At 73.8% G+C, this 25,247-nt stretch carries 26 protein-coding genes; 19 read left to right on the top strand and 7 right to left on the bottom strand.

Features of this window, described 5'->3' with window-relative positions; genetic code table 11:
* The first annotated feature begins 70 nt into the window (after nucleotides 1-70).
* Together AB0G59_RS02495 and AB0G59_RS02490 are read left to right on the top strand one after the other, a co-directional pair.
* Nucleotides 71-916 (top strand): (2Fe-2S)-binding protein, encoded by an 846-nt coding sequence (locus AB0G59_RS02495; protein WP_360907142.1) that lies wholly within the window; start codon nucleotides 71-73, stop codon nucleotides 914-916.
* A 194-nt stretch (nucleotides 917-1,110) separates the two neighbouring features.
* On the top strand, nucleotides 1,111-2,169 hold the full coding sequence (locus AB0G59_RS02490) for a DUF2637 domain-containing protein (RefSeq protein ID WP_071963020.1): 1,059 nt from the start codon (nucleotides 1,111-1,113) through the stop codon (nucleotides 2,167-2,169).
* A 43-nt stretch (nucleotides 2,170-2,212) separates the two neighbouring features.
* Here the strand turns inward: AB0G59_RS02490 and AB0G59_RS02485 are convergent, their stop codons facing one another.
* Nucleotides 2,213-2,773 carry an ATP-binding protein gene (locus AB0G59_RS02485; RefSeq protein WP_360907140.1) on the bottom strand — a complete coding sequence of 187 codons (561 nt, stop codon included), beginning with the start codon at nucleotides 2,771-2,773 and terminating at the stop codon, nucleotides 2,213-2,215.
* Between the two features lie 214 nt (nucleotides 2,774-2,987).
* Between AB0G59_RS02485 and AB0G59_RS02480 the strand changes: the two genes are divergently transcribed.
* Nucleotides 2,988-3,533: a DinB family protein gene (locus AB0G59_RS02480; RefSeq protein ID WP_360907138.1), complete on the top strand. Its 546-nt coding sequence runs from the start codon at nucleotides 2,988-2,990 to the stop codon at nucleotides 3,531-3,533.
* A 30-nt stretch (nucleotides 3,534-3,563) separates the two neighbouring features.
* On the opposite strand, the gene AB0G59_RS02475 is transcribed toward AB0G59_RS02480, so the two are convergent.
* The gene (locus AB0G59_RS02475; RefSeq protein ID WP_360907136.1) at nucleotides 3,564-5,357 is read right to left on the bottom strand and encodes a protein phosphatase 2C domain-containing protein; all 1,794 of its coding nucleotides are present in this window, start codon (nucleotides 5,355-5,357) and stop codon (nucleotides 3,564-3,566) included.
* Nucleotides 5,358-5,469: 112 nt separating this feature from the next.
* Between AB0G59_RS02475 and AB0G59_RS02470 the strand changes: the two genes are divergently transcribed.
* Both AB0G59_RS02470 and AB0G59_RS02465 read left to right on the top strand, forming a co-directional pair.
* Entirely contained in the window at nucleotides 5,470-6,183 is a 714-nt protein-coding gene (locus AB0G59_RS02470; RefSeq protein ID WP_360907134.1) for a winged helix-turn-helix transcriptional regulator, read from the top strand.
* Between the two features lie 94 nt (nucleotides 6,184-6,277).
* The gene (locus AB0G59_RS02465; protein WP_360907132.1) at nucleotides 6,278-6,760 is read left to right on the top strand and encodes a DUF456 domain-containing protein; all 483 of its coding nucleotides are present in this window, start codon (nucleotides 6,278-6,280) and stop codon (nucleotides 6,758-6,760) included.
* A 22-nt stretch (nucleotides 6,761-6,782) separates the two neighbouring features.
* Here the strand turns inward: AB0G59_RS02465 and AB0G59_RS02460 are convergent, their stop codons facing one another.
* The 4 genes from AB0G59_RS02460 to AB0G59_RS02445 form a co-directional block, all read right to left on the bottom strand.
* Entirely contained in the window at nucleotides 6,783-7,280 is a 498-nt protein-coding gene (locus tag AB0G59_RS02460) for a methylated-DNA--[protein]-cysteine S-methyltransferase (RefSeq protein WP_360907130.1), read from the bottom strand.
* Nucleotide 7,281: 1 nt separating this feature from the next.
* Nucleotides 7,282-8,784: an AlkA N-terminal domain-containing protein gene (locus AB0G59_RS02455; RefSeq protein ID WP_360907128.1), complete on the bottom strand. Its 1,503-nt coding sequence runs from the start codon at nucleotides 8,782-8,784 to the stop codon at nucleotides 7,282-7,284.
* A 103-nt stretch (nucleotides 8,785-8,887) separates the two neighbouring features.
* The gene (rsgA, locus tag AB0G59_RS02450; protein WP_360907126.1) at nucleotides 8,888-9,985 is read right to left on the bottom strand and encodes a ribosome small subunit-dependent GTPase A; all 1,098 of its coding nucleotides are present in this window, start codon (nucleotides 9,983-9,985) and stop codon (nucleotides 8,888-8,890) included.
* Between the two features lie 216 nt (nucleotides 9,986-10,201).
* Complete coding sequence (locus AB0G59_RS02445) at nucleotides 10,202-11,386, bottom strand: YihY/virulence factor BrkB family protein (protein WP_360907124.1); 1,185 nt, start codon at nucleotides 11,384-11,386, stop codon at nucleotides 10,202-10,204.
* Between the two features lie 233 nt (nucleotides 11,387-11,619).
* Between AB0G59_RS02445 and AB0G59_RS02440 the strand changes: the two genes are divergently transcribed.
* The 13 genes from AB0G59_RS02440 to AB0G59_RS02380 all read left to right on the top strand — a co-directional run bounded on the left by AB0G59_RS02440 (nucleotide 11,620) and on the right by AB0G59_RS02380 (nucleotide 22,994).
* A complete protein-coding gene (locus tag AB0G59_RS02440; protein WP_360907122.1) occupies nucleotides 11,620-12,876 on the top strand; it encodes a GAF domain-containing protein in 1,257 nt (418 codons plus the stop codon).
* Nucleotides 12,877-12,903: 27 nt separating this feature from the next.
* Entirely contained in the window at nucleotides 12,904-13,482 is a 579-nt protein-coding gene (locus tag AB0G59_RS02435) for a GNAT family N-acetyltransferase (RefSeq protein WP_360907120.1), read from the top strand.
* 115 nt (nucleotides 13,483-13,597) lie between these two features.
* Nucleotides 13,598-13,681 carry a putative leader peptide gene (locus tag AB0G59_RS02430; RefSeq protein WP_360907560.1) on the top strand — a complete coding sequence of 28 codons (84 nt, stop codon included), beginning with the start codon at nucleotides 13,598-13,600 and terminating at the stop codon, nucleotides 13,679-13,681.
* Nucleotides 13,682-13,799: 118 nt separating this feature from the next.
* Nucleotides 13,800-15,497: a nitrite/sulfite reductase gene (locus AB0G59_RS02425; protein WP_360907118.1), complete on the top strand. Its 1,698-nt coding sequence runs from the start codon at nucleotides 13,800-13,802 to the stop codon at nucleotides 15,495-15,497.
* Nucleotides 15,494-15,670 (top strand): hypothetical protein, encoded by a 177-nt coding sequence (locus AB0G59_RS02420; protein WP_360907116.1) that lies wholly within the window; start codon nucleotides 15,494-15,496, stop codon nucleotides 15,668-15,670. The genes AB0G59_RS02425 and AB0G59_RS02420 overlap by 4 nt, the downstream gene beginning before the upstream one ends.
* Nucleotides 15,657-16,340, top strand: coding sequence for a phosphoadenylyl-sulfate reductase (locus AB0G59_RS02415; protein ID WP_360907114.1), 684 nt, complete (start codon nucleotides 15,657-15,659; stop codon nucleotides 16,338-16,340). The genes AB0G59_RS02420 and AB0G59_RS02415 overlap by 14 nt, the downstream gene beginning before the upstream one ends.
* A 20-nt stretch (nucleotides 16,341-16,360) precedes the next feature.
* A complete protein-coding gene (cysC, locus tag AB0G59_RS02410; protein WP_360907112.1) occupies nucleotides 16,361-16,894 on the top strand; it encodes an adenylyl-sulfate kinase in 534 nt (177 codons plus the stop codon).
* A complete protein-coding gene (gene cysD, locus AB0G59_RS02405) occupies nucleotides 16,891-17,799 on the top strand; it encodes a sulfate adenylyltransferase subunit CysD (RefSeq protein WP_360907110.1) in 909 nt (302 codons plus the stop codon). The genes cysC and cysD overlap by 4 nt, the downstream gene beginning before the upstream one ends.
* 2 nt (nucleotides 17,800-17,801) lie before the next feature.
* Nucleotides 17,802-19,127: a GTP-binding protein gene (locus AB0G59_RS02400; protein WP_360907108.1), complete on the top strand. Its 1,326-nt coding sequence runs from the start codon at nucleotides 17,802-17,804 to the stop codon at nucleotides 19,125-19,127.
* Between the two features lie 210 nt (nucleotides 19,128-19,337).
* On the top strand, nucleotides 19,338-20,450 hold the full coding sequence (locus tag AB0G59_RS02395; protein ID WP_360907106.1) for an aliphatic sulfonate ABC transporter substrate-binding protein: 1,113 nt from the start codon (nucleotides 19,338-19,340) through the stop codon (nucleotides 20,448-20,450).
* Between the two features lie 56 nt (nucleotides 20,451-20,506).
* A complete protein-coding gene (locus AB0G59_RS02390) occupies nucleotides 20,507-21,307 on the top strand; it encodes an ABC transporter ATP-binding protein (RefSeq protein ID WP_360907104.1) in 801 nt (266 codons plus the stop codon).
* Nucleotides 21,294-22,178: an ABC transporter permease gene (locus AB0G59_RS02385; RefSeq protein ID WP_360907102.1), complete on the top strand. Its 885-nt coding sequence runs from the start codon at nucleotides 21,294-21,296 to the stop codon at nucleotides 22,176-22,178. Before AB0G59_RS02390 ends, AB0G59_RS02385 begins: the two co-directional genes overlap by 14 nt.
* A 9-nt stretch (nucleotides 22,179-22,187) precedes the next feature.
* Nucleotides 22,188-22,994, top strand: coding sequence for a sirohydrochlorin chelatase (locus AB0G59_RS02380; RefSeq protein ID WP_360907100.1), 807 nt, complete (start codon nucleotides 22,188-22,190; stop codon nucleotides 22,992-22,994).
* On the opposite strand, the gene mgt is transcribed toward AB0G59_RS02380, so the two are convergent.
* Nucleotides 22,963-24,174 carry a macrolide-inactivating glycosyltransferase gene (gene mgt, locus AB0G59_RS02375; protein ID WP_360907098.1) on the bottom strand — a complete coding sequence of 404 codons (1,212 nt, stop codon included), beginning with the start codon at nucleotides 24,172-24,174 and terminating at the stop codon, nucleotides 22,963-22,965. The two genes, AB0G59_RS02380 and mgt, sit on opposite strands and share 32 nt — an antisense overlap.
* A 178-nt stretch (nucleotides 24,175-24,352) precedes the next feature.
* Between mgt and AB0G59_RS02370 the strand changes: the two genes are divergently transcribed.
* Nucleotides 24,353-25,225, top strand: coding sequence for an aminoglycoside phosphotransferase family protein (locus tag AB0G59_RS02370; protein WP_360907096.1), 873 nt, complete (start codon nucleotides 24,353-24,355; stop codon nucleotides 25,223-25,225).
* Nucleotides 25,226-25,247 lie beyond the last annotated feature (22 nt).

Genomic DNA, 25,247 nt, shown 5'->3' with positions numbered 1-25,247 from the left:
AGTTCAAACCCCGGGCAGCGCGGGTAAGGTAAGCCTTACCTGTTAACGATCGAGATTCGGTGGTCCTCGCATGTCCGCTGCCTCGGCTGCCCCGCTCTCGTACGGCCCCCGGGCCGCCTCCCCCTTCGCGGCCGCGTACGCCCGGCTGAAGGAGGCCCTGCCGGCGCTGACCGTGCTGTCCGGTCCCCCACGGCGCGGCAAGGGCTGGGTGAGCGCCGCGGGGATCGCGGCGGGCGGCGCCGAGCTCGACGCGTTCCTCGCGTGGGACGACGCGCAGGTGCTGCGCGACTACGGGCAGCGGGCCCGCCCCGACGTCGTCGCCTCGTTCGGGCTGCACCGCTACGCGTGGCACGCGTGCCTGCTGATCACCCTCCCCTGGTTCCTGCACCGGCGCGTGCCCCGGCTGCCGGCGGGGGCCGTGTCGTTCCACCGGAGCACCGGGCGGATCACCGCCGAGACCGGGGAGTTCGCCTGTCTGCCCGGCGACCCGGCCGCGGCGCTGCCGGGAGCCCGGCCCGTGGCGGACGCCGAGGTGCTGCGCGCGGAGGTGCGCGCGGCGGTGGCGGCACACCTGGCGCCCGTGCTGGAGGGCTTCCGGCCGCGCATGCGGCGCGGGGCGCGGGCCCTGTGGGGCATGGCGACGGACGAGGTCGCCGAGGGCCTGTGGCACGTGGGCCGGCTGCTCGGCGAGGAGGAGCGCGCACGGCACGAACTGGGGCTGCTGCTGCCGGGGGCCACGGCGCCGTACGTCGGGGGCGCCGCCTTCCGTGAACTGACCGGCCCCCGGGGCGAGTCGTGGCCCACCCGCGACCGCGCGAGCTGCTGTTTCTTCTACACCCTGCGCCCCGACGACACCTGCGCCACCTGCCCGCGCACCAGCGATGCCGACCGCATCGAGCGTCTGTCAGCGCAGTGAATCACCTAAGCCACCCGTTAGGGTGGATTGATTAGAACTCAATGACCTTTCGCCTGGGGGGCGTTCGAAATTCATCGTCGCTCTCCGTATATCCTTGCCGTCCATTCGCGGTGAGTTGCTGCGAAACCCCTTGGCGTACGGCCCGATTCCGTCAGGATGGCGCGCGAAACCGTACTGCACGCAAGGGACGCAAGATGAGAGTGACCGACATACCGCTGAATTGGGTGCTCCCCAGTGCCGTGGCACTCATCGGGGCAGTGGTGGCGGTGACGGTGTACGCGCGCGGCCGGCAATCCGGCTCGGAGGACACAGCGGCCGGCACGGACTCCTGGGAGCGCAACGAGGAGCGCAGACGCCGCAAGGAGGCCATTTACGGCAGCGCCTCGTACGTACTTCTCTTCTGCTGCGCCGCGGTCGCCGCGGCCCTGTCCTTCCATGGCCTGGTCGGATTCGGCCAGCAGAATCTGGGACTGACGGACGGCTGGGAATACCTGGTGCCCTTCGGCCTCGACGGTGCCGCGATGTTCTGTTCGGTGCTGGCGGTGCGCGAGGCGAGCCACGGCGATGCCGCGCTCGGCTCCCGGCTGCTGGTGTGGACCTTCGCCGGCGCGGCCGCCTGGTTCAACTGGGTGCACGCCCCGAGGGGCCTGGACCACGCGGGGGCTCCGCAGTTCTTCGCCGGCATGTCGCTGTCGGCGGCGGTGCTCTTCGACCGGGCGCTCAAGCAGACCCGCCGGGCGGCGCTGCGCGAACAGGGGCTCGTACCGCGCCCTCTGCCCCAGATCCGCATAGTGCGCTGGCTGCGGGCGCCGCGCGAGACCTTCGGCGCCTGGTCGCTGATGCTCCTCGAGGGCGTGCGCACGCTGGACGAAGCCGTGGAGGAGGTCCGCGAGGACAAACGTCAGCAAGCACAGCACCGGATGCGCCGGAGGGAGGCGGGCAAGCTGGAACGGGCCCGCATCAAGGCGTACAACCGGCAGCACCGCGTGTGGGGCCGCGCCCGCGGCGGCCGGCAGGTCGACGTCACCGGGCCCGCCATGCCGTCGGCCGCGCAGCCGGCCCAGATCGGCTCGCAAGCGGGGTCGGATCCCTCCATAGTCGAGCCGGGTCAGCTTCCGGTACGCTCCCGCCCACTGCAGGCGGTGGGCAAGCCAGACCCCATCGACCTCACCGCCGAGGACGACACCCAGGCCATCCCGCGACTCGACTCGCTGGAGGCCAAACTGGCCCAGATCGAGCGCCAGTTCGGCTGACGTCCACCGTCCAGGAGCCCTGAGCCGTCGCACACGAGGCGGCTCAGGGCTCTTGCGCGTCCAGCTCGAACCACACGGCCTTGCCCACCCCGTGGGCCCGCACGCCCCAGCCGTCCGCCAGGGCGTGCACCAGCAGCAGCCCGCGCCCGGAGGTGGCGGTCGCCTCGGCCCCCGGAGGGCCGGCGGTGCCGTTGCCGCGCGCGGAGCCGGCCGGGGGCGGGCGCAGCGTCGGGTGCCGGGAGAGGAAGTCCCGCACCTCCACGCGCAACCGGCCCTTCTCGGGCGCCTCCGGGCCGCCGGTGAACCTGGCCGTGACCACCGCTCCGCCGTCGGTGTGCACGAGCGCGTTGGTCACCAGCTCGCTCACCAACAGTTCGGCGGTGTCCGCCCGCCCGGGGCCGCCCCATCGGGCGAGCAGCTCGCGCAGTCCCGAGCGCACCTCCGCGACGGCCGTCAGTTCCTTGCGCCGGAGCCGTCTCTCCCAGCACCGCGCCGTGGCCACCGGATCGCTTTCCCCCGCCGCCTCCTGAGCGATGCCCTCGGCGGACCCTCCCCTGCCCTCGCGCCGCTCCGCGCCCACCCAGTGTGCAGTCCGCCGCTTCATCCTTCGCCGCCCCGACCCCTCCCCGGCGCCCCGGCATCGAACAGGCTCACGGCAAATGCATGCCCCGCACCGGCTGAATCGACGCCTGTTGACGCATCAACATGGTTATATGACCGGCATGGGGGCGCCTCTTGTGCCCTTCGCGAATAGCTGCCAGGGGCCTGCCGGGCGGCGGGCGGCGCCGAATGTCAGTGCCCCCTGCGAGACTCGCCGCATGACCGAGATTCCGGCAGAGAACTACGCCCCGGGCTGGCGCGACGGATCCCGTCCCGAGCTGCCCACGACCGGCGGCGAGCGCGAGATCCTGACCGCGTTCCTGGACTGGCATCGCGAGACCTTCGCGCTCAAATGCTCAGGCGTCGCCCCGGAGCGCCTCTCCGACAAGGGTGTTCCGCCCTCCGGATTGAGCCTCCACGGCCTGATCCGGCACCTGGCCGGGGTGGAACGCTGGTGGTTCCGCACGCAGTTCGCAGGTGAGGACGTGCCCCTTCTGTACTACGCGGACGACGATCCGGACCAGGACTTCGCGTCGCTGGACGGCGATCCCGCCGAGGCCCTCGCGGTATGGCGGGCGGAGTGCGAGCGGGCCCGCGAGATCGTCGCCGCCACGCCGTCGCTGGACGCCACGGGCCGGGTCGTCGCGACCGGGAAGCCGATCTCCCTGCGGGTCGTCCTGGTCAAGCTCATAGCCGAGTACGCCCGCCACACCGGCCATGCCGACCTGCTCCGCGAGCGCATCGACGGCGCCACGGGGTTCTGAGCGCCGCTCCTTGCCCCACGGATGCCCGGCTCATCCCTCCCAGACGGTGCAGGCGCTGCGGTCGTCGGCGTAGCCCTTGACGCGCAGTTGGACGTCGGCGAGGTACTCGGCGAGCCCCGGCGGCTCCTCGCGCGCCCACCGCTCGGCGAGCCGTACGCCCAGCTCCGGCTCGCCGCGCAGGGGGTCGGCGAGCCCTGCGGTGCACAGCAGCAGGGCGTCACCGGGCCGCGCGATCGACGCCCGGAAGCGGAAGGGTTCGCTGGGCACGTCGGCGGGGTCTATGACGGGGGTGATGCCGGGCGTGGGGATGCCCAGGTCCACGGTGATGCGGTCACCGGCGCCGTAGCCGACGACGGGCTCGCCCGTCGGCTCCGGTTCGTGCGGCTCGGGGTCCAGGTCCTGCCAGGAGCCGTCGCGCAGCCGGAAGAGGCCGCCCACGCCGACGCCGAAGAAGACCCGGGTGCGGCAGCGGACGTCGGCGGGCAGCAGCAGACAGCGCAGGCTCGCGGTGTACTCGGCCGGGCGCAGGCCCAGTTCGCCCGCGCGGACGCGCAACCGCCCGTAGGTGCGGTCGGTGAGCCGGTGCAGTCCGGACTTCAGCTCGTCGCGGCGGCCCGCGTGGATGTCCTCGGCGAGCCGGGCGTGGCTGCGCCCCACCGCGCCGCCGATCCACTCGCAGACCTCGCGCGCCGCAAGGTGGGCGCCCTCCGCGGCACGGGCGCCGCTCGCCAGGGCGACCAGGAGCAGTGCGTCCTCCCCCGTGCCGAAGCGGGCGGTGAGCAGGGCGTCGCGGCGGGGCTCGCCGCGGTAGCGCGCGGAGTCGCCGCGCAGTGAGACGGCCCGCAGGACCATGGCGCCGTAGCGGGCGCCGTCGAGCACGGTGTCGGGCACGAGGTCCTCGAGCGCGCCCGGGTCGGCGGGCGGCCAGGCGGTCGGCTCGGCCTCGTAGGTGGGCGGCCGCCGGCCGACGAACTCGGCGGCGCGCAGCCGTGTTCCGTTCCTGCGCGCGGGTGCGGTGCGGTGCGGGGGGACCGGCGGAGGGACCTCGGACATCTCGGCGGTGTCGAGGGCTCCGGCCGCCTCGGAGAAGTCGGCGAGGTCGGTGAGGTCCGTGAAGCCGGTGACGTCGGTGAAGCCAGTGACGTCGGTGAAGCCGGTGACGTCCCGGGCCTCCCTGATCTCGAGCGCTTCCCCGGCCTCCGCGGCCTCGCGGGCTTCCCTCGCGGCCCTGGCCTGGCGTGCGCCGCCCCGGGCGATCCCGGAGCCTTCCGGTGCCTGCGGGGGCGGGGACGCCTTGGGGACCTGCGGGGCCCGGGGTGCGTCCGGCACGTCGACGGCCCCCGGCGCCGGCGGGGGCGGCGGGCAGACCCGGGTGCGGGGGTCGGGGGGCGGCGGGCCCTCGGGGATCAGGTCCGGGCCGACGGACGGGCGCGGTTCACGAGCGCCGGCGCCGGGGGGCGGGGCCGGGGGCTGCGGTCCGGCCGGGTCGGCGGGGACGGGCAGGGAGCCGTTGGCGGGCGCGACCCAGCGCTTGGTCTGCCGCGGCACCCCGCGCGAGAGGGCGGGCGAGAGCCCGGACGGAGAGGCGGACGGCGGCCCGGGCAGCACGCGTTGGTCGGGCCGGCCCGGCGGCTCGGCGACGCGCGGCCGCTTGGGCTCGGCCCTCGGCCGTACCGGTTCGGGCCCGACCACCGCCGAGGCGGAGGAGAATCTCTCGTCGAGGCTGTCGCCGGCGGCCGCTCCCGTGTCGGGTTCACTCCTGCCGTACAACTCGCGCCACCAGGCGTCCTCTTGTTCGGCGTAATGGTCCCCCTGCTGACTCATGCCCTTATTGTCCACACTGCGGGGCATACGGGAAGAGTGCACGGCGAACACCACCCCAGGGATGATGTCCCGAGGCGCAACGCGGTTGTGGGGACGGGGAGGGGAGTCGCGCATGCTCGGTGCCATGGGTGTGGACGCCATCCGGCAGGCGGCACACGGGGAAAGACGGGTGGAACGGCCCGTCGGCGGAAGTCCGGTGGAGGTGGTGACGGGCGTCGAAGCGGTCGCCCGTCGGCTGCTGCGACTACGGCTCGGCGCGGTGGACGAGGTGTGCGCCATGTTGACGGGCAGACCCGGGGCGTTGACGGAGAGACCCCGCGGCGCCGTTCCCGACGGCGCCCACGCGGTGTCTCACCGCACCGTCGTCGAACACCCGGTCGCCCTCGTGCCGGACGGCGGGCGCGGCGGGCGCCTGCGGGTGGTCGACCGCATACCCGCCGAACTGGTCATCGCCGACCGCCGGGTGGCCCTGCTGCCCCTGACCTGCGGCACCGACGGGGCCGCCGCCCTCGTCGTCCACGACGGCAGGCTGCTGAACTTCCTGGTCGACCTCTTCGAGGACGTCTGGCACGAGGGCCGCCCGCTGCGCCCCGGCGTGCCCGGCGCCGGCTGTGGGGGCACCGCGGCCGGCCCCGACGCCACCGACCTCGACGTGCTGGCGCTGCTGCTGGCCGGCCTGACCGACGCCAGCGTCGCCAAGCAGCTCGGCCTCGGCCTGCGCACCGTGCAGCGCAGGGTCAAGCGGCTGATGGAGCTCGCCGGGGTGACCACCAGGCTGCAGCTGGGCTGGCACGCGGCCGAGCACGGCTGGACCACGCGCCACTGACGTACCGGGCCGGCGCCGGCAGGGGAAAGGTCTCGGCCCACGTGGCCACAATCGCCCGGGGGCGCCACCGGCCGCGTTCCGGCAACCTGGGTCCATGGGGACCTGGCAGCTGCTCCTCGTCGGCCTCGTGATGCTGCTCGGACTGCTCGGTGTGGTGACTCCGGGCGTGCCCGGACCGCTGATCGTCTGGGCCGGGATCCTGTGGTGGTCGACGGCCGCCGGCACCGCCCTGGCCTGGGCCGTGCTGGCCGGGGCGACCGGTGTGCTGTTGCTGGACCAGGCCGTGATCCGGCTGCTGCCGCCGCGCCGGCTCAAGGGCGCGGGCATCACCCGCCGCGCCTTCCTGGTGGCGGGCGCGGCCGGGATAGCCGGCTTCTTCGTCGTTCCGCTGCTCGGTGCGGTGCCGGGCTTCCTGGCCGGGATCTACGGCATGGAACGGCAGCGGCTGGGCGGCCGCGGCGAGGCGTGGGCGTCCACGCGGACGGTGATGCGGGCGCTGGGCACCAGCGTGCTCGTCGAGCTGTTCGCCTGCCTGCTGGTGGTGGGCGCCTGGATCGGCGCGGTGGTCGCGGGCTGAGCCGCCCGCGGCCGCGGGCGGCTCACAGCGGGGCGTTCTCCAGCGCCAGCAGCAGCCGCTTGCGCTCCAGGCCGCCCGCGTAGCCGGTGAGGGAGCCGTCCGCGCCGATCACCCGGTGGCAGGGCCTCAGCACGAGCAGGGGGTTGGCGCCGATCGCCCCGCCCACGGCGCGCACCGCGGCGCGCGGTGCGCCGATGCGGGCGGCCAGCGCGCCGTAGCTGGTGGTGGCGCCGTACGGGACGGCGTCCAGCGCGTCCCACACCTTCCGGCGGAACTCGGTGCCCTGGACGGTGTATTCGAGGGTGAAGTCCTGGGCGTCCCCCGCGAAGTAGGCCTCGATCTGCCGTCGTGCCTCCGCGAACGCGGCCGACTCGCGCCGCCAGTCCGGTTCCACGGTCGGGGCGTTCTTCTGCCCCGGTACGGACAGGGAGGCGATGGCCGTCCCGCCGGGGGCGGTGGCCGAGGGGACGCCGGTGAGGAGCAGCCGGCCGAGGGGGCTGTCGAAGTCGGTGTAGAGCATGTCAGATGTCCTTCGGGGTGTCCGGGGTGTGCCCGGGGGCGTTCCACAGGTGGTGCAGGGCGTACGAGCGCCAGGGCCGCCAGGCCCGGGCGTCGCCCGCGGTGGCGCCGAGCGCGGCGAGCCCGTGGCGTACGCCCGCGTCGCCCGGCAGGAAGACGTCCGGGTCGCCGAGCGCCCGCATCCGGATGTAGCCGGCCGTCCAGGGGCCGATGCCCGGCAGGGCGAGCAGCTCGCGCTCGGCGGCGTCCCGGTCGACGCCCGCGTCGAGCCGGACCGAGCCGTCCGCCAGCGCGGCGGCGAGCGTGCGCAGGGCGCGCCTGCGCGCGTCCGGCATGCCCAGCTCGTCGAGGGCGGCGCCGGCCAGCGTGCCGGGTTCGGGGAAGACGTGGGTGAGGGCGCCGTCCGGCGCGGCCAGCGGCTTTCCGTAGGCGGCCACCAGCGTGCCGGCGAGCCGCGCGGCCGCGGCCACCGAGACCTGCTGGCCCAGCACGGCCCGTACCGCCAGCTCCTCGGCGTCCGCCGCGCCGGGCGAGCGCAGCCCCGGGCGGGCCGCGACCAGGGGCCGCAGCTGGGGGTCGGCGCCGAGCCGCTCGGCGACGGCGTAGGGATCCGCGTCGAGGTCGAAGAGCCGTCGCACGCGCTGCACGGCCGTCGACAGGTCGCGGGGGTCGGTGAGGTGGAGCCGGCACTCGAGCCAGTCGCCGCTCCGGGAGGCGGCGGGCCGCGGTTCGCGGACCTCGGCGATGCCGGCGCCGTAGGGCAGCCGCAGGGTGCGGCGGTAGCGGCGGGCGCCGCTCTCGCCGAGCACCTCCTCGATGCCGGTGATGGCGCGGCGCTGGAGGAAGTCGAAGACCTGGCGGGCGGCGTAGGGGCCGCGGTGGGCGAGCCGCAGCGGGATGCCGCCCGGCACGCCGTCGCCGGTGCGGCGGTGGGCGGGGCGGGCCCGTAGCTCGCTGGGGGTGCGGGCGTAGATCTCGCGGATCGTGTCGTTGAACTGCCGGACGCTGGCGAAGCCCGCCGCGAAGGCGATCTCCGTGACCGGCAGGCCGGTGGTCTCCAGCAGCACCCGGGCGGTGTGGGCGCGCCGGCTGCGGGCGAGGGCGACGGGGCCGGCGCCCAGTTCCTCGGTGAGGCTGCGGTGCACGTGGCGGGAGCTGTAGCCGAGGCGGTCGGCGAGGCCCTCGACGCCGTCGCGGTCGACGACGCCGTCGCCGATCAGCCGCACCGCGCGGCCGGCCAGGTCGGCCCGTACGTTCCACTCGGCCGAGCCGGGGGCCGCGTCGGGGCGGCAGCGGCGGCAGGCGCGGAAGCCGGCGCCCTGGGCGGCCGCCGCCGAGGGGTAGAAGCGCACGTTGACGCGCTTGGGGGTCACGGCGGGACAGCTCGGGCGGCAGTAGATGCCGGTGGTGGCCACGGCGAAGTAGAACTCTCCGTCGAAGCGCGCGTCCCGGCTGCTCACCGCCTGGTAGCGGGAGTCGTCGAGCTGTCTCGCGAGGTCCGTCATGCGTTCCAGTCTGCGGTACGCACGGGGCCGGGACTGGCGGAAAACGGACATGGCCCTCGCCGGGGCGAGGGCCATGCCGTGGTGGGGCGGCCGGTGGGTGCGGCTAGCGGATGTCACCCCGCTTGTGGGCGGCGATGTGCCGTCCGGCGGTGATCTTCAGCTTCCACTCGCGGCGCATCTCCGCCCGTAGCCGGGCGTCGGTACGGGCCGCGATGTGGGCGTTCTCGCGGAGCAGCTTGCGATAGCTGTCGAGGCGGCGCTGCGGCAGTGCGCCGCCGGCGACCGCTTCGAGGACCGCGCAGCCCGGCTCGGCGTCGTGGCCGCAGTCGTGGAAGCGGCAGTCCTCCGCGAGGGCCTCGATCTCGGAGAAGGTCTGCGCGACGCCGCCCTCGGCGTCCCACAGCCCCACGCCGCGCAGGCCGGGGGTGTCGATGAGGACGCCGCCGCCGGGCAGCGGCAGCAGATTGCGCGTGGTGGTGGTGTGCCGCCCCTTGCCGTCCCGGTCGCGCGCGGCCTGCACCGCCTGGACGTCCTCGCCGACGAGGGCGTTGGCGAGGGTGGACTTCCCGGCGCCGGACTGGCCGAGCAGCACGGAGGTGCCGCCGGCCAGCACCGCGGCGAGGACGTCGACGCCTTCGCCGGTCTCGGCGCTGACCGCCAGCACCTGGACCCCGGGCGACGCGGCCTCGGTGTCGGCGATCAGGTGGCCCAGGACGTCGGGCCCGGGGACGAGGTCGGCCTTGGTGAGCACGACGAGCGGTACGGCGCCGCTCTCCCAGGCCAGGGTCAGGAACCGCTCGATCCGGCCGAGGTCGAGCTCGACGGCCAGGGAGACGGCGACGACGGCGTGGTCGACGTTGGCGGCGAGGACCTGGCCCTCGGACCGCTTGGAGGAGGTGGACCGCACGAAGGCCGTGCGGCGCGGCAGCAGCGCCCGTACGTAGCGCCCGGCGGGGTCGACGGCGGCCCAGTCGCCGGTGCACATGATGTTCAGCGGGTCGCCGGTGGTGACGAGCGCGGTGTCGGCCAGGACGGTGCGGACGCCGTCGCCGTCGGGGACGACGAGGTCGCAGCGGCCGCGGTCGACGCGGACGATCCGCCCGGGCACGAGCCCGTCGGCGGCGTGCGGGGCGAAGCTGTCAGCGAACCCCGCGTCCCAGCCGTAGGCGGTGAGGGGGTGTGCGGTGGGGAACTCGGACAAGACAGTGGTCCTTCAGGAGGGAGGTGGGATGAGCGTGCTTCCGAGTGCGGGCCGTGCCCGTTGCCGTGACAGTCATCGCGTACTCACCTCCTGTGGGGGACCTTGTGCTGGTGCGGCGATCGTAGGTGCGGTGGGCGCCCTGTCGCCACGGGTTTTTTCTGTCCTCAAACGCCGGACGGGCTGGATTTCTCCAGCCCGTCCGGCGTTTGAGGACAGTCAGTCGCGTCGGTTCGGCTTCGCGTGTTTGGGCTGGTGTTCCGGTTTGTGGAGGCGGGAGCGGACGTCCTCGTGGGGGAGGAACTGGGCCCAGCGCTCGGGGAACTCCGAGGGGGGTTCGCGGTCCTGGCCTATGACGCCGTCGTCCTCGGGCTCCTCGAAGGGGTCGTCCTCGAGCTCGTGCACCAACGCCAGCGCGGCGCGTTCGGCGGCCGCCTGGGCCGCGGCGGCCTCGCGCAGGCGGTCGACCTCGGCGCGGGCGGCGGCGGTGGCGACCGACGGCCAGACGCGGTCCAACGCGGCGTTGACCGCGGCGCCGACGAGCACCGCGAAGGCCGAGACGCCGATCCACAGCAGCACGGCGACGGGCGCGGCGAGCGAGGCGTAGATGGTGACGCCCTCGACCGTGTGCGTCAGGTAGAGGCGCAGCAGGAAGCTGCCGAGCACCCACATCGCGAGGGCGACGAGGGCTCCGGGGATGTCCTCCTCCCACGGCGAGCGCACCGGCACGGACACGTGGTAGAGGGTGGTGAGGAAGGCGATGGACAGGATGATGACGACGGGCCAGTACAGGAAGCGCACGACGTCGGCGCTCCACGGCACGATGTCCACCACCGCCTCGGGCCCGGCCACCATCAGCGGCAGGGCCACCGCCCCGACGACGAGCGCCACGACGTAGAGGAGGAAGGCCAGCAGCCGGGTCTTGACGATGCCGCGCTTGCCCTCCAGCCCGTACATGATCGTGATGGTGTCGACGAAGACGTTGACGGCCCGGGAGCCGGACCACAGGGCGACGGCGAAGCCGACCGAGATGACGTCCGGGCGGCCGATCCTGATGACTTCGCGCACCAGCGGCTGGGCGATCTCCTGGGTGCCCTTGTCCGACAGGACGGCCGCGGAGGCGGTGAGGATGTTCTGCTGGATGGCGCCGATGGTGTCGGTGCCCGTCCAGTCGTCCAGGTAGCGGAGCAGGCCGAGGAGGCCGAGCAGCAGGGGCGGCAGCGACAGGAGGGTGAAGAAGGCGGCCTCCGCGGCGAGGCCGGTGACGCGGTACTCCATGCAGGAGTTGACGGTGTCCTTCAGGAGCAGCCACGTCATCCTGCGTTTGGAGACATTTCGGTACAGGGCCCTGGCCCTGTGGAGCCGGCCGACCTGCCGGGCCGAATGTTCTTTTGCTGCCTGCACGCCCTAACCGTATCGGCCGCGGGCGGGTCGATTCATCCGGCGGCCCGGCGGACGGAAGCGCGGACACCGCTGGTGGGAGGCCGCGGAGGGTGGTGCTGCGCCGACTCGGCACCACCCTCCGGCCGCTCACCGTCACCTTCCGCCCGGGGCGAGGGCGGCCGCAATGGTTGCATGGCGTTGCAATATCGCGGATGCCCCGGCGCGGGGCGCCTTCGGGCGGGCACCATTGCAGCGTGAAGCGCATACCAATCGACGCGGGGCTGCTTCCCGCCATCCGGGAGGCGGCCCTCGCCGGCTCACGACCCCCGGCGCGGCCCAGACCGGTCATCGGGGAGTCGTGGCACCGGGTGCGCCGGCACGGCGTGGACCCGGACAACGGGCGGCCGGTCCCGCTGATCTCGGCCGAGGAGCTGGAGCACCGCCGCCACGCCTCCCCGCTGGGCGAGCTGTTGCCGCAGTTGCGCGAGGGGCTGCTGGAGGCGGCCGACGCCGTGCGGCACCTGATTGCCGTCACGGACACGGACGGCCGGGTGCTGTGGCGGGAGGGCAGCTCGGGGGTGCGCAGGTCCGCCGACCGGCTGGGCTTCGAGGTGGGGGCCTCCTGGACGGAGGAGCTGGTGGGCACCAACGGCATCGGGCTGGCGCTGGTGGAGCGCCGGCCGGTGCAGGTGCACTCCGCCGAGCACTTCGTGCGCTCCCATCACGCCTGGACGTGCGCGGCGGCCCCGTTGCACGATCCGCGCGACGGGCGGCTGCTGGGGGTGCTGAACGTCAGCGGGCCCGCGCCCGCGTTCAACCCGGCGACGCTGGCGCTGGTGACCGCCGTCGCCAAGGTGGGCGAGGCGGAGCTGCGCGCCCGGCACTGGGAGTCCGTGGACCGGCTGCGTACGGTCGCCGCGCCGATGCTGGCGCGGCTGCGCGGCCGGGCGCTGGCCGTGGACCGGGACGGCTGGACGGCGGCGGTGACGGGCATGGCCCCGGTCGGCCGGGTGGTGCTGCCGCGGTCCGTGCGGCCGGGACGGGTGTGGCTGCCGTCGCTGGGACCGTGCCTGCTCGAACCGCTGCCGGACGGCTGGCTGGTGCGGATCGAGGAGGACCGGGGCGAGGACGCCCCGCCGGGCCGGCTGGTGCTGGACCTGCGCCGGCCCCGCGACTGGACGGTCACCGTCTCCGGTGCGGCGGGCGACTGGTCGCACGAGCTCAGCCCGCGCCACGCGGAGCTGCTGTACGTACTGGCCCGGCACCCGGCCGGGCGGACGGCCGCGGAGCTGGCGGCGGACCTGTTCGGCGATCCGACGCGCACGGTGACGGTGCGGGCGGAGCTGTCGCGGATACGGCGCACGCTGGCGGGGGTGCTCGGCCACCGCCCGTACCGCTTCGCCGACGGGCTGGAGGTGCGGCTGCTGGCACCGACCCGGGCCGAGGACCTGCTGCCCGCCTCCAGGGCGCCGGTGGTGATGGCGGCGCGGCGGGGGCTGCCAACGGGTTAGGGCGGCGGCCGTGGTTGGCTTCGGTGCATGAGCGACAGCACGACGACCGTGACCACCTGGTCCATGGAGCAGACCTCGCCGGCCGACCTGCGGCCCGCCCGCGTTCCGGACACCTCGTCCGGGATCCGGATCGAACGGGCGGAGGTGCCCTCGCCGGAGTTCAGCCGCTTCCTCTATACGGCCGTGGGCGGGGACCTGAGCTGGACGGACCGGCTGCCGTGGTCGTACGAGCGGTGGCGCGCCTATCTGGAGCGACCCGGCGTCGAGACGTGGGTGGCGTACGAGCACGGGACGCCGGCCGGGTACATCGAGCTCGACCCGCAGCCGGAGGGGGCCGTCGAGATCATCTACTTCGGTCTGATGGGGCAGTTCCAGGGCCGCGGCATCGGCGGGCACCTGCTGGCGTTCGGCACGGCGCGGGCCTGGGACCTGGCCGTTCGCTGGCCGGAGCGGGAGCCCACCAAGCGGGTCTGGCTGCACACCTGCAGCAAGGACGGGCCGCACGCGGTGGCCAACTACGAGCGGCGCGGCTTCCGTGTGTTCGAGACGAGGACTGAGGAGGAGCCGGACGTTCCCGTGCCCGGCCCCTGGCCCGGCGCCCGCTAGCCGCAGGGCGGGCACGGCCCGCCGGAACAGAAAGCCGTCCCATCATTCGGGACGGCTTTTCTCATCATACGGACAACAGTGGACTGGCCGAAGAGCGCCGTGCCACGCTTCCCCCATGTCCCGTGCTGGAATCGCCTTGGTGAGTCGGCGTCACGTCGATCTCTGCCGCATGTCCAGCGCCATCTGTCCGGCGGGCTGACAGTCACAGCACCACCGCCGTTCCACCTCTCGTCGCCACTGCCGCCGACGGGGTCTCTCCCTACCCCTTTTCCCATGCCTTCCTTACCCACGCATGCGGACTTTAAGGACATTTCGCCATGGCTGACTCCCCTTCCGCCTCACCCGCCGCCCCGCCCCGGCGCAAAACCGGCCGCCACCGCGGCGAGGGCCAGTGGGCCGTCGGCCACTTCACGCCCCTGAACGCCAACGAGCAGTTCAAGAAGGACGACGACGGTCTCAATGTGCGGACACGCATTGAGACGATCTACTCCAAGGCCGGCTTCGACTCCATCGACCCCAGCGATCTGCGTGGCCGTATGCGCTGGTGGGGCCTGTACACCCAGCGCAAGCCCGGCATCGACGGCGGCAAGACGGCCGTCCTGGCGCCGGAGGAGCTGGACGACGAGTTCTTCATGCTGCGGGTGCGCATCGACGGCGGCCGGCTGACCACCGCGCAACTGCGCGTCGTCGGCGAGATCTCCGAGGAGTTCGCGCGCGGCACCGCCGACCTCACCGACCGGCAGAACATCCAGTACCACTGGATCCGCATCGAGGACGTGCCGGAGATCTGGCGGCGGCTGGAGGCCGTGGGCCTGTCGACGACCGAGGCCTGCGGCGACACGCCCCGGGTCATCCTCGGCTCGCCGGTCGCCGGGATCGCCGAGGACGAGATCCTCGACGGCACCCCGGCCATCGAGGAGATCCACCGCCGTTTCATCGGCAACCCCGACTTCTCCAACCTGCCGCGGAAGTTCAAGTCGGCGGTGTCCGGCTCGCCGCTGCTGGACGTGGCGCACGAGATCAACGACGTCGCCTTCGTCGGCGTCCGCCACCCCGAGCACGGCCCCGGCTTCGACCTGTGGGTGGGCGGCGGTCTGTCCACCAACCCCAGGATCGGCGTCCGGCTGGGCGCCTGGGTGCCGCTGGAGGACGTCGCGGACGTCTACGGCGGCGTCATCGGCATCTTCCGCGACTACGGCTACCGGCGGCTGCGCAACCGCGCCCGGCTGAAGTTCCTCCTCGCCGACTGGGGTCCGAAGAGGTTCCGGCAGGTGCTGGAGGAGGAGTACCTGGGCCGCCCGCTCACCGACGGACCGGCCCCCGCCCAGCCCGTGGAGCGCTGGCGCGACCACGTCGGCGTGCACCGGCAGAAGGACGGCCGCTTCTACGTCGGCTTCGCCCCGCGCGTCGGCCGCGTCGACGGCGCCACCCTCACCAAGATCGCGGGCCTCGCCGAGGAGCACGGCTCGGGCCGGCTGCGCACCACCGCCGAGCAGAAGATGATCGTCCTCGACGTGCCCGGGGAGCAGGTCGCCTCGCTGGTGGCGGGCCTGGAGGCGCTGGACCTGCGGGTCGGCCCCTCCCCCTTCCGGCGCGGCACGATGGCCTGCACCGGCATCGAGTTCTGCAAGCTCGCGATCGTGGAGACCAAGGCGCGCGGCGCCTCGCTCATCGACGAACTCGAGCGCCGCCTCCCGGACTTCGACGAGCCCCTCACCATCAACGTCAACGGCTGCCCGAACGCCTGCGCCCGCATCCAGGTCGCCGACATCGGCCTCAAGGGCCAGCTGGTCGTCGACGACGAGGGCAACCAGGTCGAGGGCTTCCAGGTGCACCTGGGCGGCGCCCTGGGCCTGGAAGCCGGATTCGGCCGCAAGGTGCGGGGGCTGAAGGTGACCTCGGCGCAGCTGCCCGACTACGTCGAACGCGTCCTGCGGCGCTTCCAGGAGCAGCGCGCGGACGGCGAGCGCTTCGCGCAGTGGGTGACGCGGGCCGACGAGGAGGACCTCTCATGAGTGAGCGTGCCGCGCCCTTCCACTGCCCGTACTGCGGTGACGAGGACCTGCGCCCCGGCGAACAGGGCCACGGCGCCTGGGAGTGCGGTGCCTGCAACCGGGCCTTCAAGCTCTCGTTCCTCGGGCTCCTCGCCCGGGGCCTGGCCAAGGGGGCCGTCGATGAGCGGACTTGAGGGGATGGCCCGGCGGGCGGGCCGCGAGCTGGAGGACGCGCCGGCGCAGGAGATCCTGCGCTGGGCGGCCGAGACCTTCGGGGAGCGCTTCTGCGTGACCTCCTCCATGGAGGACGCGGTGGTCGCCCACCTCGCCTCCCGCGTCCTGCCCGGCGTCGACGTGGTCTTCCTGGACACCGGCTACCACTTCCCGGAGACCATCGGCACCAGGGACGCCGTGGCGGCCGTGCTGGACGTGCGCGTCATCACCCTCACCCCGCGCCAGAGCGTCGCCGAACAGGACGCCGCGTACGGGGCGAGGCTGCATGAGAGGGACCCCGACCTGTGCTGTGCGCTGCGCAAGGTGCGGCCGTTGGAGGAGGGGCTCGCCTCCTACGACGCCTGGGCGACGGGACTGCGCCGCGACGAGTCCCCGACCCGGGCGGGCACCGCGGTCGTGGGCTGGGACGCCCGCCGGCAAAAGGTGAAGGTCTCGCCGATCGCCCGCTGGACGCAGGCCGACGTGGACGCCTATGTCGCGGAACACGCAGTGCTCACCAATCCTCTGCTGACGGAGGGATATGCCTCCATCGGATGTGCGCCCTGCACCCGGCCCGTCGCGGCCGGCGAGGACGCGAGGGCCGGCCGGTGGGCCGGGCGCGGCAAGACCGAGTGCGGGTTGCACGGATGACACGAGACGGGGAGCGGGACATGAGTGGGGCCACGGTTTGGCTCACCGGGCTGCCGAGCGCGGGCAAGACGACGATCGCCCGTGCGCTGGCGGGACGGCTGAGTGACGAGGGGCACCGGGTGGAGGTGCTGGACGGGGACGAGATACGCGAGTTCCTCTCGGCCGGTCTCGGCTTCTCCCGCGAGGACCGCGACACCAATGTGCAGCGGATCGGCTTCGTCGCCCGGCTGCTGGCCGCGCACGGCGTGACCGTGCTCGTACCGGTCATCGCGCCGTACACGCACTCGCGCGAGGCGGTCCGCAAGCGCCATCAGGAACACGGCACCGGATATGTGGAGGTGCACGTGGCGACGCCGGTGGACGTGTGCTCCGTACGGGACGTGAAGGGCCTGTACGCGCGGCAGGCGGCGGGCGAGCTGTCCGGTCTGACGGGGGTGGACGACCCGTACGAGGCTCCCCTCGATCCGGACCTGCGCGTCGAGGCGCACGAGCAGAGCGTCGAGGAGTCGGCGGCGGCCGTGTACGGACTGCTGGCCGGGCGGGGGCTGCTGTGAGCGAGAGCCCCTACGCCCTGACGCACCTGGACTCCCTGGAGTCCGAGGCGGTGCACATCTTCCGCGAGGTGGCGGGGGAGTTCGAGCGGCCGGTGATCCTCTTCTCCGGCGGCAAGGACTCGATCGTCATGCTGCACCTGGCGCTGAAGGCGTTCGCGCCGGCGGCGGTGCCGTTCTCGCTGCTGCACGTGGACACCGGCCACAACTTCCCCGAGGTCCTGGCCTACCGCGACCGCACGGTGGCCGAGCACGGTCTGCGGCTGCACGTGGCGTCCGTACAGGACTTCATCGACGACGGCCGGCTGCGTGAGCGCCCCGACGGCACCCGCAACCCCCTGCAGACCGTCCCCCTGCTGGACGCGATCGCCGCGCACCGCTTCGACGCCGTCTTCGGCGGGGGCCGCCGGGACGAGGAGAAGGCGCGCGCGAAGGAGCGGGTCTTCTCGCTGCGGGACGAGTTCGGCGGCTGGGATCCGCGCCGGCAGCGCCCGGAGCTGTGGCAGCTGTACAACGGCCGCCACTCCCCCGGTGAGCACGTGCGGGTCTTCCCGCTGTCGAACTGGACCGAGCTGGACGTGTGGCAGTACATCGCCCGGGAGAAGATCGAGCTGCCGGCCATCTACTACGCCCACGAGCGCGAGGTGTTCGCCCGGGACGGCATGTGGCTGGCGGCGGGCGGGTGGGGCGGCCCCCGGGAGGGCGAGCGGACCGAGAGACGGCTGGTGCGCTACCGCACGGTCGGCGACATGTCCTGCACCGGGGCCGTCGACTCCGGCGCGGTGACGATCGAGGAGGTCATCGCCGAGATCGCCGCGTCCCGGCTCACCGAGCGGGGCGCGACGAGGGCCGACGACAAGCTGTCGGAGGCCGCGATGGAGGACCGCAAGCGCGAGGGGTACTTCTAGCCATGAGCACATCGATCGACCCGGCGGCGACCTCGCTGCTGCGCTTCGCCACCGCCGGCTCGGTGGACGACGGCAAGTCCACGCTGGTGGGCCGGCTGCTGCACGACTCCAAGTCGGTGCTGTCCGACCAGCTGGAGGCCGTCGAGCGGGCCTCGCGGGGCCGCGGACAGCAGGAGCCGGACCTGGCGCTGCTGACCGACGGGCTGCGCGCGGAGCGCGAGCAGGGCATCACCATCGACGTCGCGTACCGCTATTTCGCCACGCCGCGCCGCCGGTTCGTCCTCGCCGACACCCCCGGGCACGTGCAGTACACCCGCAACATGGTCACCGGCGCCTCGACCGCCGAGCTGGCCGTGGTGCTGGTCGACGCCCGCAACGGCGTCGTCGAGCAGACCCGGCGGCACGCCGCCGTCGCGGCGCTGCTGCGGGTCCCGCACGTGGTGCTCGCCGTCAACAAGATGGACCTCGTCGACTACGCCGAGCCCGTCTTCGCCGCCATCGCCGGGGAGTTCACGGCGTACGCCGCCTCGCTGGGCGTGCCCGACGTCACCGCGATCCCGATCTCGGCCCTGGCCGGCGACAACGTGGTGACCGCCTCGGCGCACATGGACTGGTACGGCGGCCCGACCGTCCTCGAGCACCTGGAGAGCGTGCCCGTCGTGGCCGACCCCACCGGCGACCCGGCCCGCTTTCCCGTCCAGTACGTCATCCGCCCCCAGACGCCCGAGCACCCCGACTACCGCGGCTACGCCGGCCAGCTCGCCTCCGGGGTGCTGCGCGTCGGCGAGCCCGTCACCGTGCTGCCCTCGGGACGGGTCAGCACGATCGCCGGCATCGACGCGCTGGGCGCGAGCGTGGACCTGGCGTGGGCGCCGCAGTCGGTGACCCTGCGCCTGGCCGACGACCTCGACGTCTCCCGCGGCGACCTGATCGCCCCCACCGCCGGCGCGCCCGTCCCCACCCGGGACGTCGAGGCGACCGTCTGCCACGTGGCCGACCGGCCGCTGCGCACCGGGGACCGGGTGCTGCTCAAGCACACCACTCGTACGGTCAAGGCGATCGTCAAGGACATCCCCTCGCGGCTGACGCTGGGCGACCTGTCCCACCACCGCGCGCCCGGCGAACTGGCCGCCAACGACATCGGCCGCGTGGTGCTGCGCACCGCCGAGCCGCTGGCGCTCGACGCGTACGCCGACTCCCGGCGCACCGGTTCGTTCCTGCTGGTCGACCCGGCCGACGGGACGACACTGACGGCGGGCATGGCGGGTGCGGCCTTCGCGGCGCCGGCCCCGCGGGCGGCGGCCGACGACGAGGGCTGGGACTTCTGACCATGACCGGGCTCACCCGGGACTTCTTCTCGGCATTCGACAAGGAGGGCGGCCGCATCGGCAGCGGTGTCCTCGGCAGCGGGCAGGGCGGCGTCGGGCGATGTGCGCGCTGACGTCCGTACCCCCGCCGCATCCCCGTCCCCCCAGCCCCATGTGAACCCGCCGGGCGTACCCGCCGTACGCACCGGCCCGCAGAGAGGAACCCCCCTCATGTCTGCCGCCGCATCTCCCCGCCGCCGAGCCCTGGCGGCCGCGGTCGCCCTCCCGCTGCTGACCGGCCTCCTCGGGGCCTGTGGGTACGGATCGCAGAAGGACTCCTCCACCGCCGGCGCGAAGGCCACGGCCGACGGCCGCAAGCTCTCCGCCGACACCGTGCGCATCGGCTACTTCCCCAACATCACCCACGCAACTCCGCTGGTCGGCGAGCAGGAGGGGCTCCTGCAGAAGGAACTGGGCGGCACCGAGCTCAAGTCGACGACCTTCAACGCCGGGCCGTCGGAGATCGAGGCGCTCAACGCGGGCTCCATCGACATCGGCTGGATCGGCCCGTCGCCGGCGATCAACGGCTATGTGAAGTCCAAGGGCAAGAGCCTGCGGATCGTCTCCGGCTCCGCCTCCGGCGGGGTGAAGCTCGTGGTGCACCCGGACCGCGTCTCCTCCCTCGACGACGTCAAGGGCAAGCGCATCGCCACGCCGCAGAAGGGCAACACCCAGGACGTGGCCTTCCTCCACTGGATCGCGGAGAAGGGCTGGAAGGTCGACCCGAGCAGCGGCAAGGGCGACGTCTCCGTGGTCCGTACGGACAACAAGGTCACGCCCGACGCCTTCGCGTCCGGTTCCGTCGACGGCGCCTGGGTGCCGGAGCCGACGGCCTCCAAGCTGGTCTCGCAGGGCGGCAAGGTGCTGCTGGACGAGAGCTCGCTGTGGCCGGACGGAAAGTTCGTGATCACCAATGTGGTCGTGTCGCAGAAGTTCCTCGACGCGCACCCGGACGTGGTCGAGGCCGTGCTGCGCGGATCGGTGCGTACGAACGCCTGGATCGCGGCGAACCCGGACAAGGCGAAGGCCTCGGCCAACGCGGCGCTGAAGAAGCTCTCCGGCAAGGAGCTGCCGGCCCAGGTGCTCGACCCGGCGTGGAAGTCCATCGTCACGACCGACGATCCGTTGGCGACGACGCTGCGGGCCCAGGCCGACCACGCCGTCGGCGCCGGGCTGCTGGACCGGCCGGACCTGTCCGGCATCTACGACGTGACCCTCCTCAACAAGGTGCTCAAGGCCGAGGGCAAGCCGGCCGTCGACACCGCGAAGCTCGGCAGGCAGTGACCGTGTACACGGCAGTAGGGGCGCGCATGCCCGTCCGCACTCCAGGAGGTGACCGGATGACCCCGGCGTTGACCACCGCGACCTCCGGCACGGCCGTCGATGACGACATACCGGCGGCCGTCCGGATCCAGAACGTCCACAAGAGCTTCGGCCGCCCGGGCGCGGACCGGCCCGTGCTCGACGACATCACGCTCGACGTCCGGCCCGGCGAGTTCGTCTGCCTCCTGGGCGCGTCCGGCTGCGGCAAGTCCACGCTGCTGAACCTGGTCGCCGGGCTGGACCGGCCGTCCGCCGGCACCATCGCGGTGCCCGGCGGCCGCCCCGCGCTGATGTTCCAGGAGCACGCGCTGTTCCCGTGGCTGACGGCGGGCCGCAACATCGAACTGGCCCTGCGGCTGCGCGGGGTGCCCCGGGGCGCCCGGCAGGCGGAGGCCGAGCGGCTGCTGGACCTCGTCCGGCTGGGCGGCTCGTACGGCAAGCGCGTGCACGAGCTGTCGGGCGGCATGCGCCAGCGCGTCGCCCTGGCCCGGGCGCTGGCGCAGGACAGCCGGGTGCTGCTGATGGACGAGCCGTTCGCGGCGCTGGACGCCATCACGCGGGACGTGCTGCACCACGAGCTGACCCGCATCTGGTCGGAGACGCGGCTGTCGGTGCTGTTCGTGACGCACAACGTCCGCGAGGCGGTGCGGCTGGGGCAGCGGGTGGTGCTGCTGTCGTCCCGGCCGGGCCGGGTGGTGCGCGAGTGGGAGGTCGGCATCCCGCAGCCGCGCCGCATCGAGGACGCGGCGGTGGCCGATCTGTCGGTGGAGATCACCGAGGAACTACGGGGGGAGATCCGCCGCCATGGCCGGACTTGAGACCACCAAGGCCGCCGAGGGCGACCTCGCCGGCCTGGAGGCCGGACTCGACGCGCTGGACGCGGTCCAGGTCAAGCGCACCCCGCTGCGGCAGGTGCTGCTGCAGAAGGTGCTGCCGCCGCTGGTGGCCGTGGTGCTGGTGCTGGCCGTGTGGAAGCTGCTGGTCCTGGCGGAGGTCACCGACGACTACAAGCTGCCCGACCCGTCCGCGGTCTGGAGCAGCCTGCGCGAACTGTGGCTGAACGGCACGCTGTTGTCCATCGTCTGGACGAGCGTCTCGCGCGGACTGCTGGGCTTCTTCGCCGCGCTCGCCCTCGGTACCCCGCTCGGGCTGCTGGTGGCCCGGGTGCCGGTGGTGCGGGCGGCCCTCGGGCCGATCCTGTCGGGGCTGCAGTCGCTGCCGTCGGTGGCCTGGGTGCCGGCGGCGGTGATCTGGCTGGGCATCACGGACTCGGCGATGTACGCGGTGATCCTGCTGGGCGCGGTGCCGTCCATCGCCAACGGCCTGGTCTCCGGCATCGACCAGGTGCCGCCGCTGTATCTGCGGGCGGGCCGCACGATGGGCGCGACGGGGGTGCGCGGGGCGCGGCACGTCCTGCTGCCGGCGGCCCTGCCGGGGTACATCGCCGGGCTCAAGCAGGGCTGGGCGTTCTCGTGGCGCTCGCTGATGGCGGCGGAGCTCATCGCCTCCTCCCCGGATCTGGGGCTGGGCCTGGGGCAGTTCCTGGAGAACGCCCGCACCGACTCCGACATGCCGGGGGTGCTGCTGGGCATCCTGCTCATCCTGTTCGTCGGCATCGCCATCGACCTGATCGTCTTCAGCCCGCTGGAACGCCGTGTGCTGCGCACGCGCGGGCTGGCGACGCGGTAGGGGCCGGCCGTGGCCCTGCTGATCGTCGCGCACGGCAGCCGCGATCCCCGGCACGCGGCGACGGTCGCCGCGCTGTGCTCGCGCCTGGCGGCCCGGCGGCCCGGGCTGCGCGTGGAGGCGGGGTTCCTGGACTTCTGCGTCCCCGGGGTGCAGGAGGCGCTGGCCCGGCTGGCCGCGGAGGGCGAGCGGGAGGTGGTCGCGGTGCCGCTGCTGCTGACCCGTGCCTTCCACGCCAAGTCCGACGTCCCCGCCGTCCTGGACCGGGCGCGGGCCGCACTGCCCGGTTTGACGGTACGTCAGGCGAGGGTGCTCGGTCCTTCCACGCTGCTGACGGCGGCGCTGGAGCGGCGGCTGTACGAGGCCGGGGTGCGCCCCGGCCACCGGGGCTCGACCGGGGTCGTCCTGGCCTCGGCGGGCTCCTCCGACCCGGAGGCGAACGCGGTGATCGCTGACATCGCGCGGGAGTGGCGGCACACCGGTTGGTGCGCCGTGCGGCCCGCGTTCGCCTCCGCTTCCCCGCCGCGCACCGAGGACGCCGTGCGGGCGCTGCGCGCGGAGGGGGTCCGCCGGATCGCGGTGGCCCCGTACGCGCTGGCTCCCGGGCGGCTGCCGGACCGCATCGCCGCGGGGGCCCGGGCGGCGGGGGCCGATGTGCTGGCCGAGGTGCTGGGGCCGGCGCCGGAGGTGGTCTCGCTGCTGCTGCGGCGCTACGACGACGGACGCCGGCCGCCGCGCCCCGTGGGGGTTGGGCACGGCGACCGTTGGCACGGGACCGTACCAGGGGTCAGCGGGCGGGCCGAAGCTCCGCCTCGATGAGGTCGGCCGCGTAAGGAGTGCCGCCCTCCGCCGCGAGCTCGGCCTTCAGCGCCGCCGAGCGCGCGGCCACCGCGGGGTCGCCGGTCAGGGACAGCACCGCCTCCCGCAGCGCCTCGGCGGTGGCCTCCTCCGTCGGCAGGTGCCGGGCGACGCCCAGCTCCTGGAGGATCGCGGCGTTGCCGAACTGGTCGACGGCCTGTGGCACCGCGACCATGGGGACGCCGCACGCCAGACCCTCCTGGGAGCCGCCCATGCCGGCGTGGGTGACGAAGGCGTCGGCCTGGCGGAGGACGGAGAGCTGGGGCACCCAGCGGCTCACCTCGATGTTGGCGGGCACCTCGCCCAGGTCCCCGAGGCCGACGTGCTTGCCGATCTGCAGCACCACGTGCCAGCCGGGCAGGTCGCCGAAGGCCTTGACGCACTCGCGGTAGAAGCCGGGCTGCTTGGTGAACGTCGAGCCCAGGGAGACCAGCAGGACCTTCTCCGCGTCCGCCGGGCGCTGCCAGGTGCCCTGGTCCGCGCGGTCGCCCTGGCACGGCCCGGTGAAGGTGGTGACCGTCTCGTCGACCCGGTCGGCGTGCGGCTGCATGGCGCGCGGGATGACGGCGAGGCACCGGTCGGGCCGGCCCTTGAAGGAGTCGGGGTCCAGGGCGAGGCCGTTGTCCCGCAGCCACTCGGCGAAGCGCGCGTAGTAGGCGGCGCCGCGCGGGGAGCGCTTGATCGGCTCGACCATCGCGGCCCCGACCTCCTCCGTGTAGCCCTCCCAGGCGACCAGGTTGGGCGACAGCTGGACGATGGGCACGCGCCAGCGGTGGGCGAGGACGCGGGCGGGGTAGGCGGTGATGTCGTACAGGACCAGGTCCGGCTCGTCGCCCTCGTAGGCCTTGATCAGCTGCGGCAGGACATGGACGGCGTCGTTGAGGAACAGCTCGAAGTGGTCGATGAGTTCCGAGCCCCAGGCGTCGGGGTCCTCAGCGGTGGGAAGCGTCGAGTCGTAGATCTTCGGCTCGGCGCCGGCCGCGGCCACGACCTCGGCGAAGGACTCGGGGATGGCGTAGGTGACCCGGTGGCCACGGGCGACGAGTTCGCGGATGACCTCGAGGGTGGGGTTGACGTGGCCGGAGGCCGCGATGCTGAACATGGCGATATGGGCGGGCCGAACGGCGGGGGAAGCAGGCATGGGAGCACCATAGGCGAGACGATACGTCTCGTTCAATGGTTTTTTTCGAGCCACCCCTTCCCTGCGGCCTTCCGGCCACCCGGTGCCGCCCCGCTCCCCGCCAAAGGGGACACTTGCCATGACCGGCCCGGGCACGCACGCCCCGGGAACAGCGGGGCACGGAAGGTACGACGTGGTGGTGGACGCGGCATTCACGGAACAACGGGCACGCGAGCTCCTCGCCGCTGCCGGGACGCCGCTGCCGGCGGCCGACGCGCGGCTGCTCGCGCTCGGCGAGAACGCGGTCTTCGCCGCCGACGGCCTCGTCGCCAAGGTCGGCCGGGACGCCTCCCTGCGCGAGCGCGCCGACCGTGAGCTGCGCATCGCCGCCTGGCTCGCGGAGAGCGGCATTTCCGCCGTACGGGCGGCGCAGCCGACGGCGCTGGTCGCCGACGGCCATCCGGTGACGCTCTGGCACCGGCTCCCGGAGGCCGTGCGCCCGGCGGACCCCGCCGATCTGGCGGCACTGCTGCGGCAGGTCCACGCGCTTCCCGAACCCGGCTTCGCGCTGCCCCGCCGGGAGCTGCTCGGCGGCGTCGAGCGGTGGCTGCGGCTGGCCGGGGACGCGATCGACCCGGCCGACGCCGACTATCTGCGCGAGCGCCGCGACGGGTTCGCCGCCGCGGCCGCCGCACTGACGCCCCGTCTGACGCCGGGCCCGGTCCACGGCGACGCGCTCCCGCGCAACGTGCACATCGGACCGGACGGGCCGGTCCTGGTCGACCTGGAGACCTTCGCCACCGATCTGCGCGAGCACGACCTGGTCGTGATGGCCCTCAGCCGGGACCGCTACGGGCTGGCCCCGGAGGCCTACCACACCTTCGTCCACACCTACGGCTGGGACGTACGGGAGTGGGACGGCTGCGCCGTGCTGCGCGGGGCCCGGGAGACGGCGAGCTGCGCATGGGTGGCCCAGCACGCGCCGGCCAACCCGGCGGCGCGCGCGGAGTTCGCCCGCCGGGTCGCCTCCCTGCGGGAGGGGGACCCGGCGGTGCGGTGGTACCCCTTCTGACGTCCTCCGACGAGGCCGGGCC

The organism is Streptomyces sp. NPDC021096 (genome assembly GCF_040641275.1).
Lineage (GTDB): Bacteria > Actinomycetota > Actinomycetes > Streptomycetales > Streptomycetaceae > Streptomyces.
The sequence above is the reverse complement of the archived record's forward strand: the minus strand, read 5'-3'. Positions and strand labels throughout refer to the sequence as shown.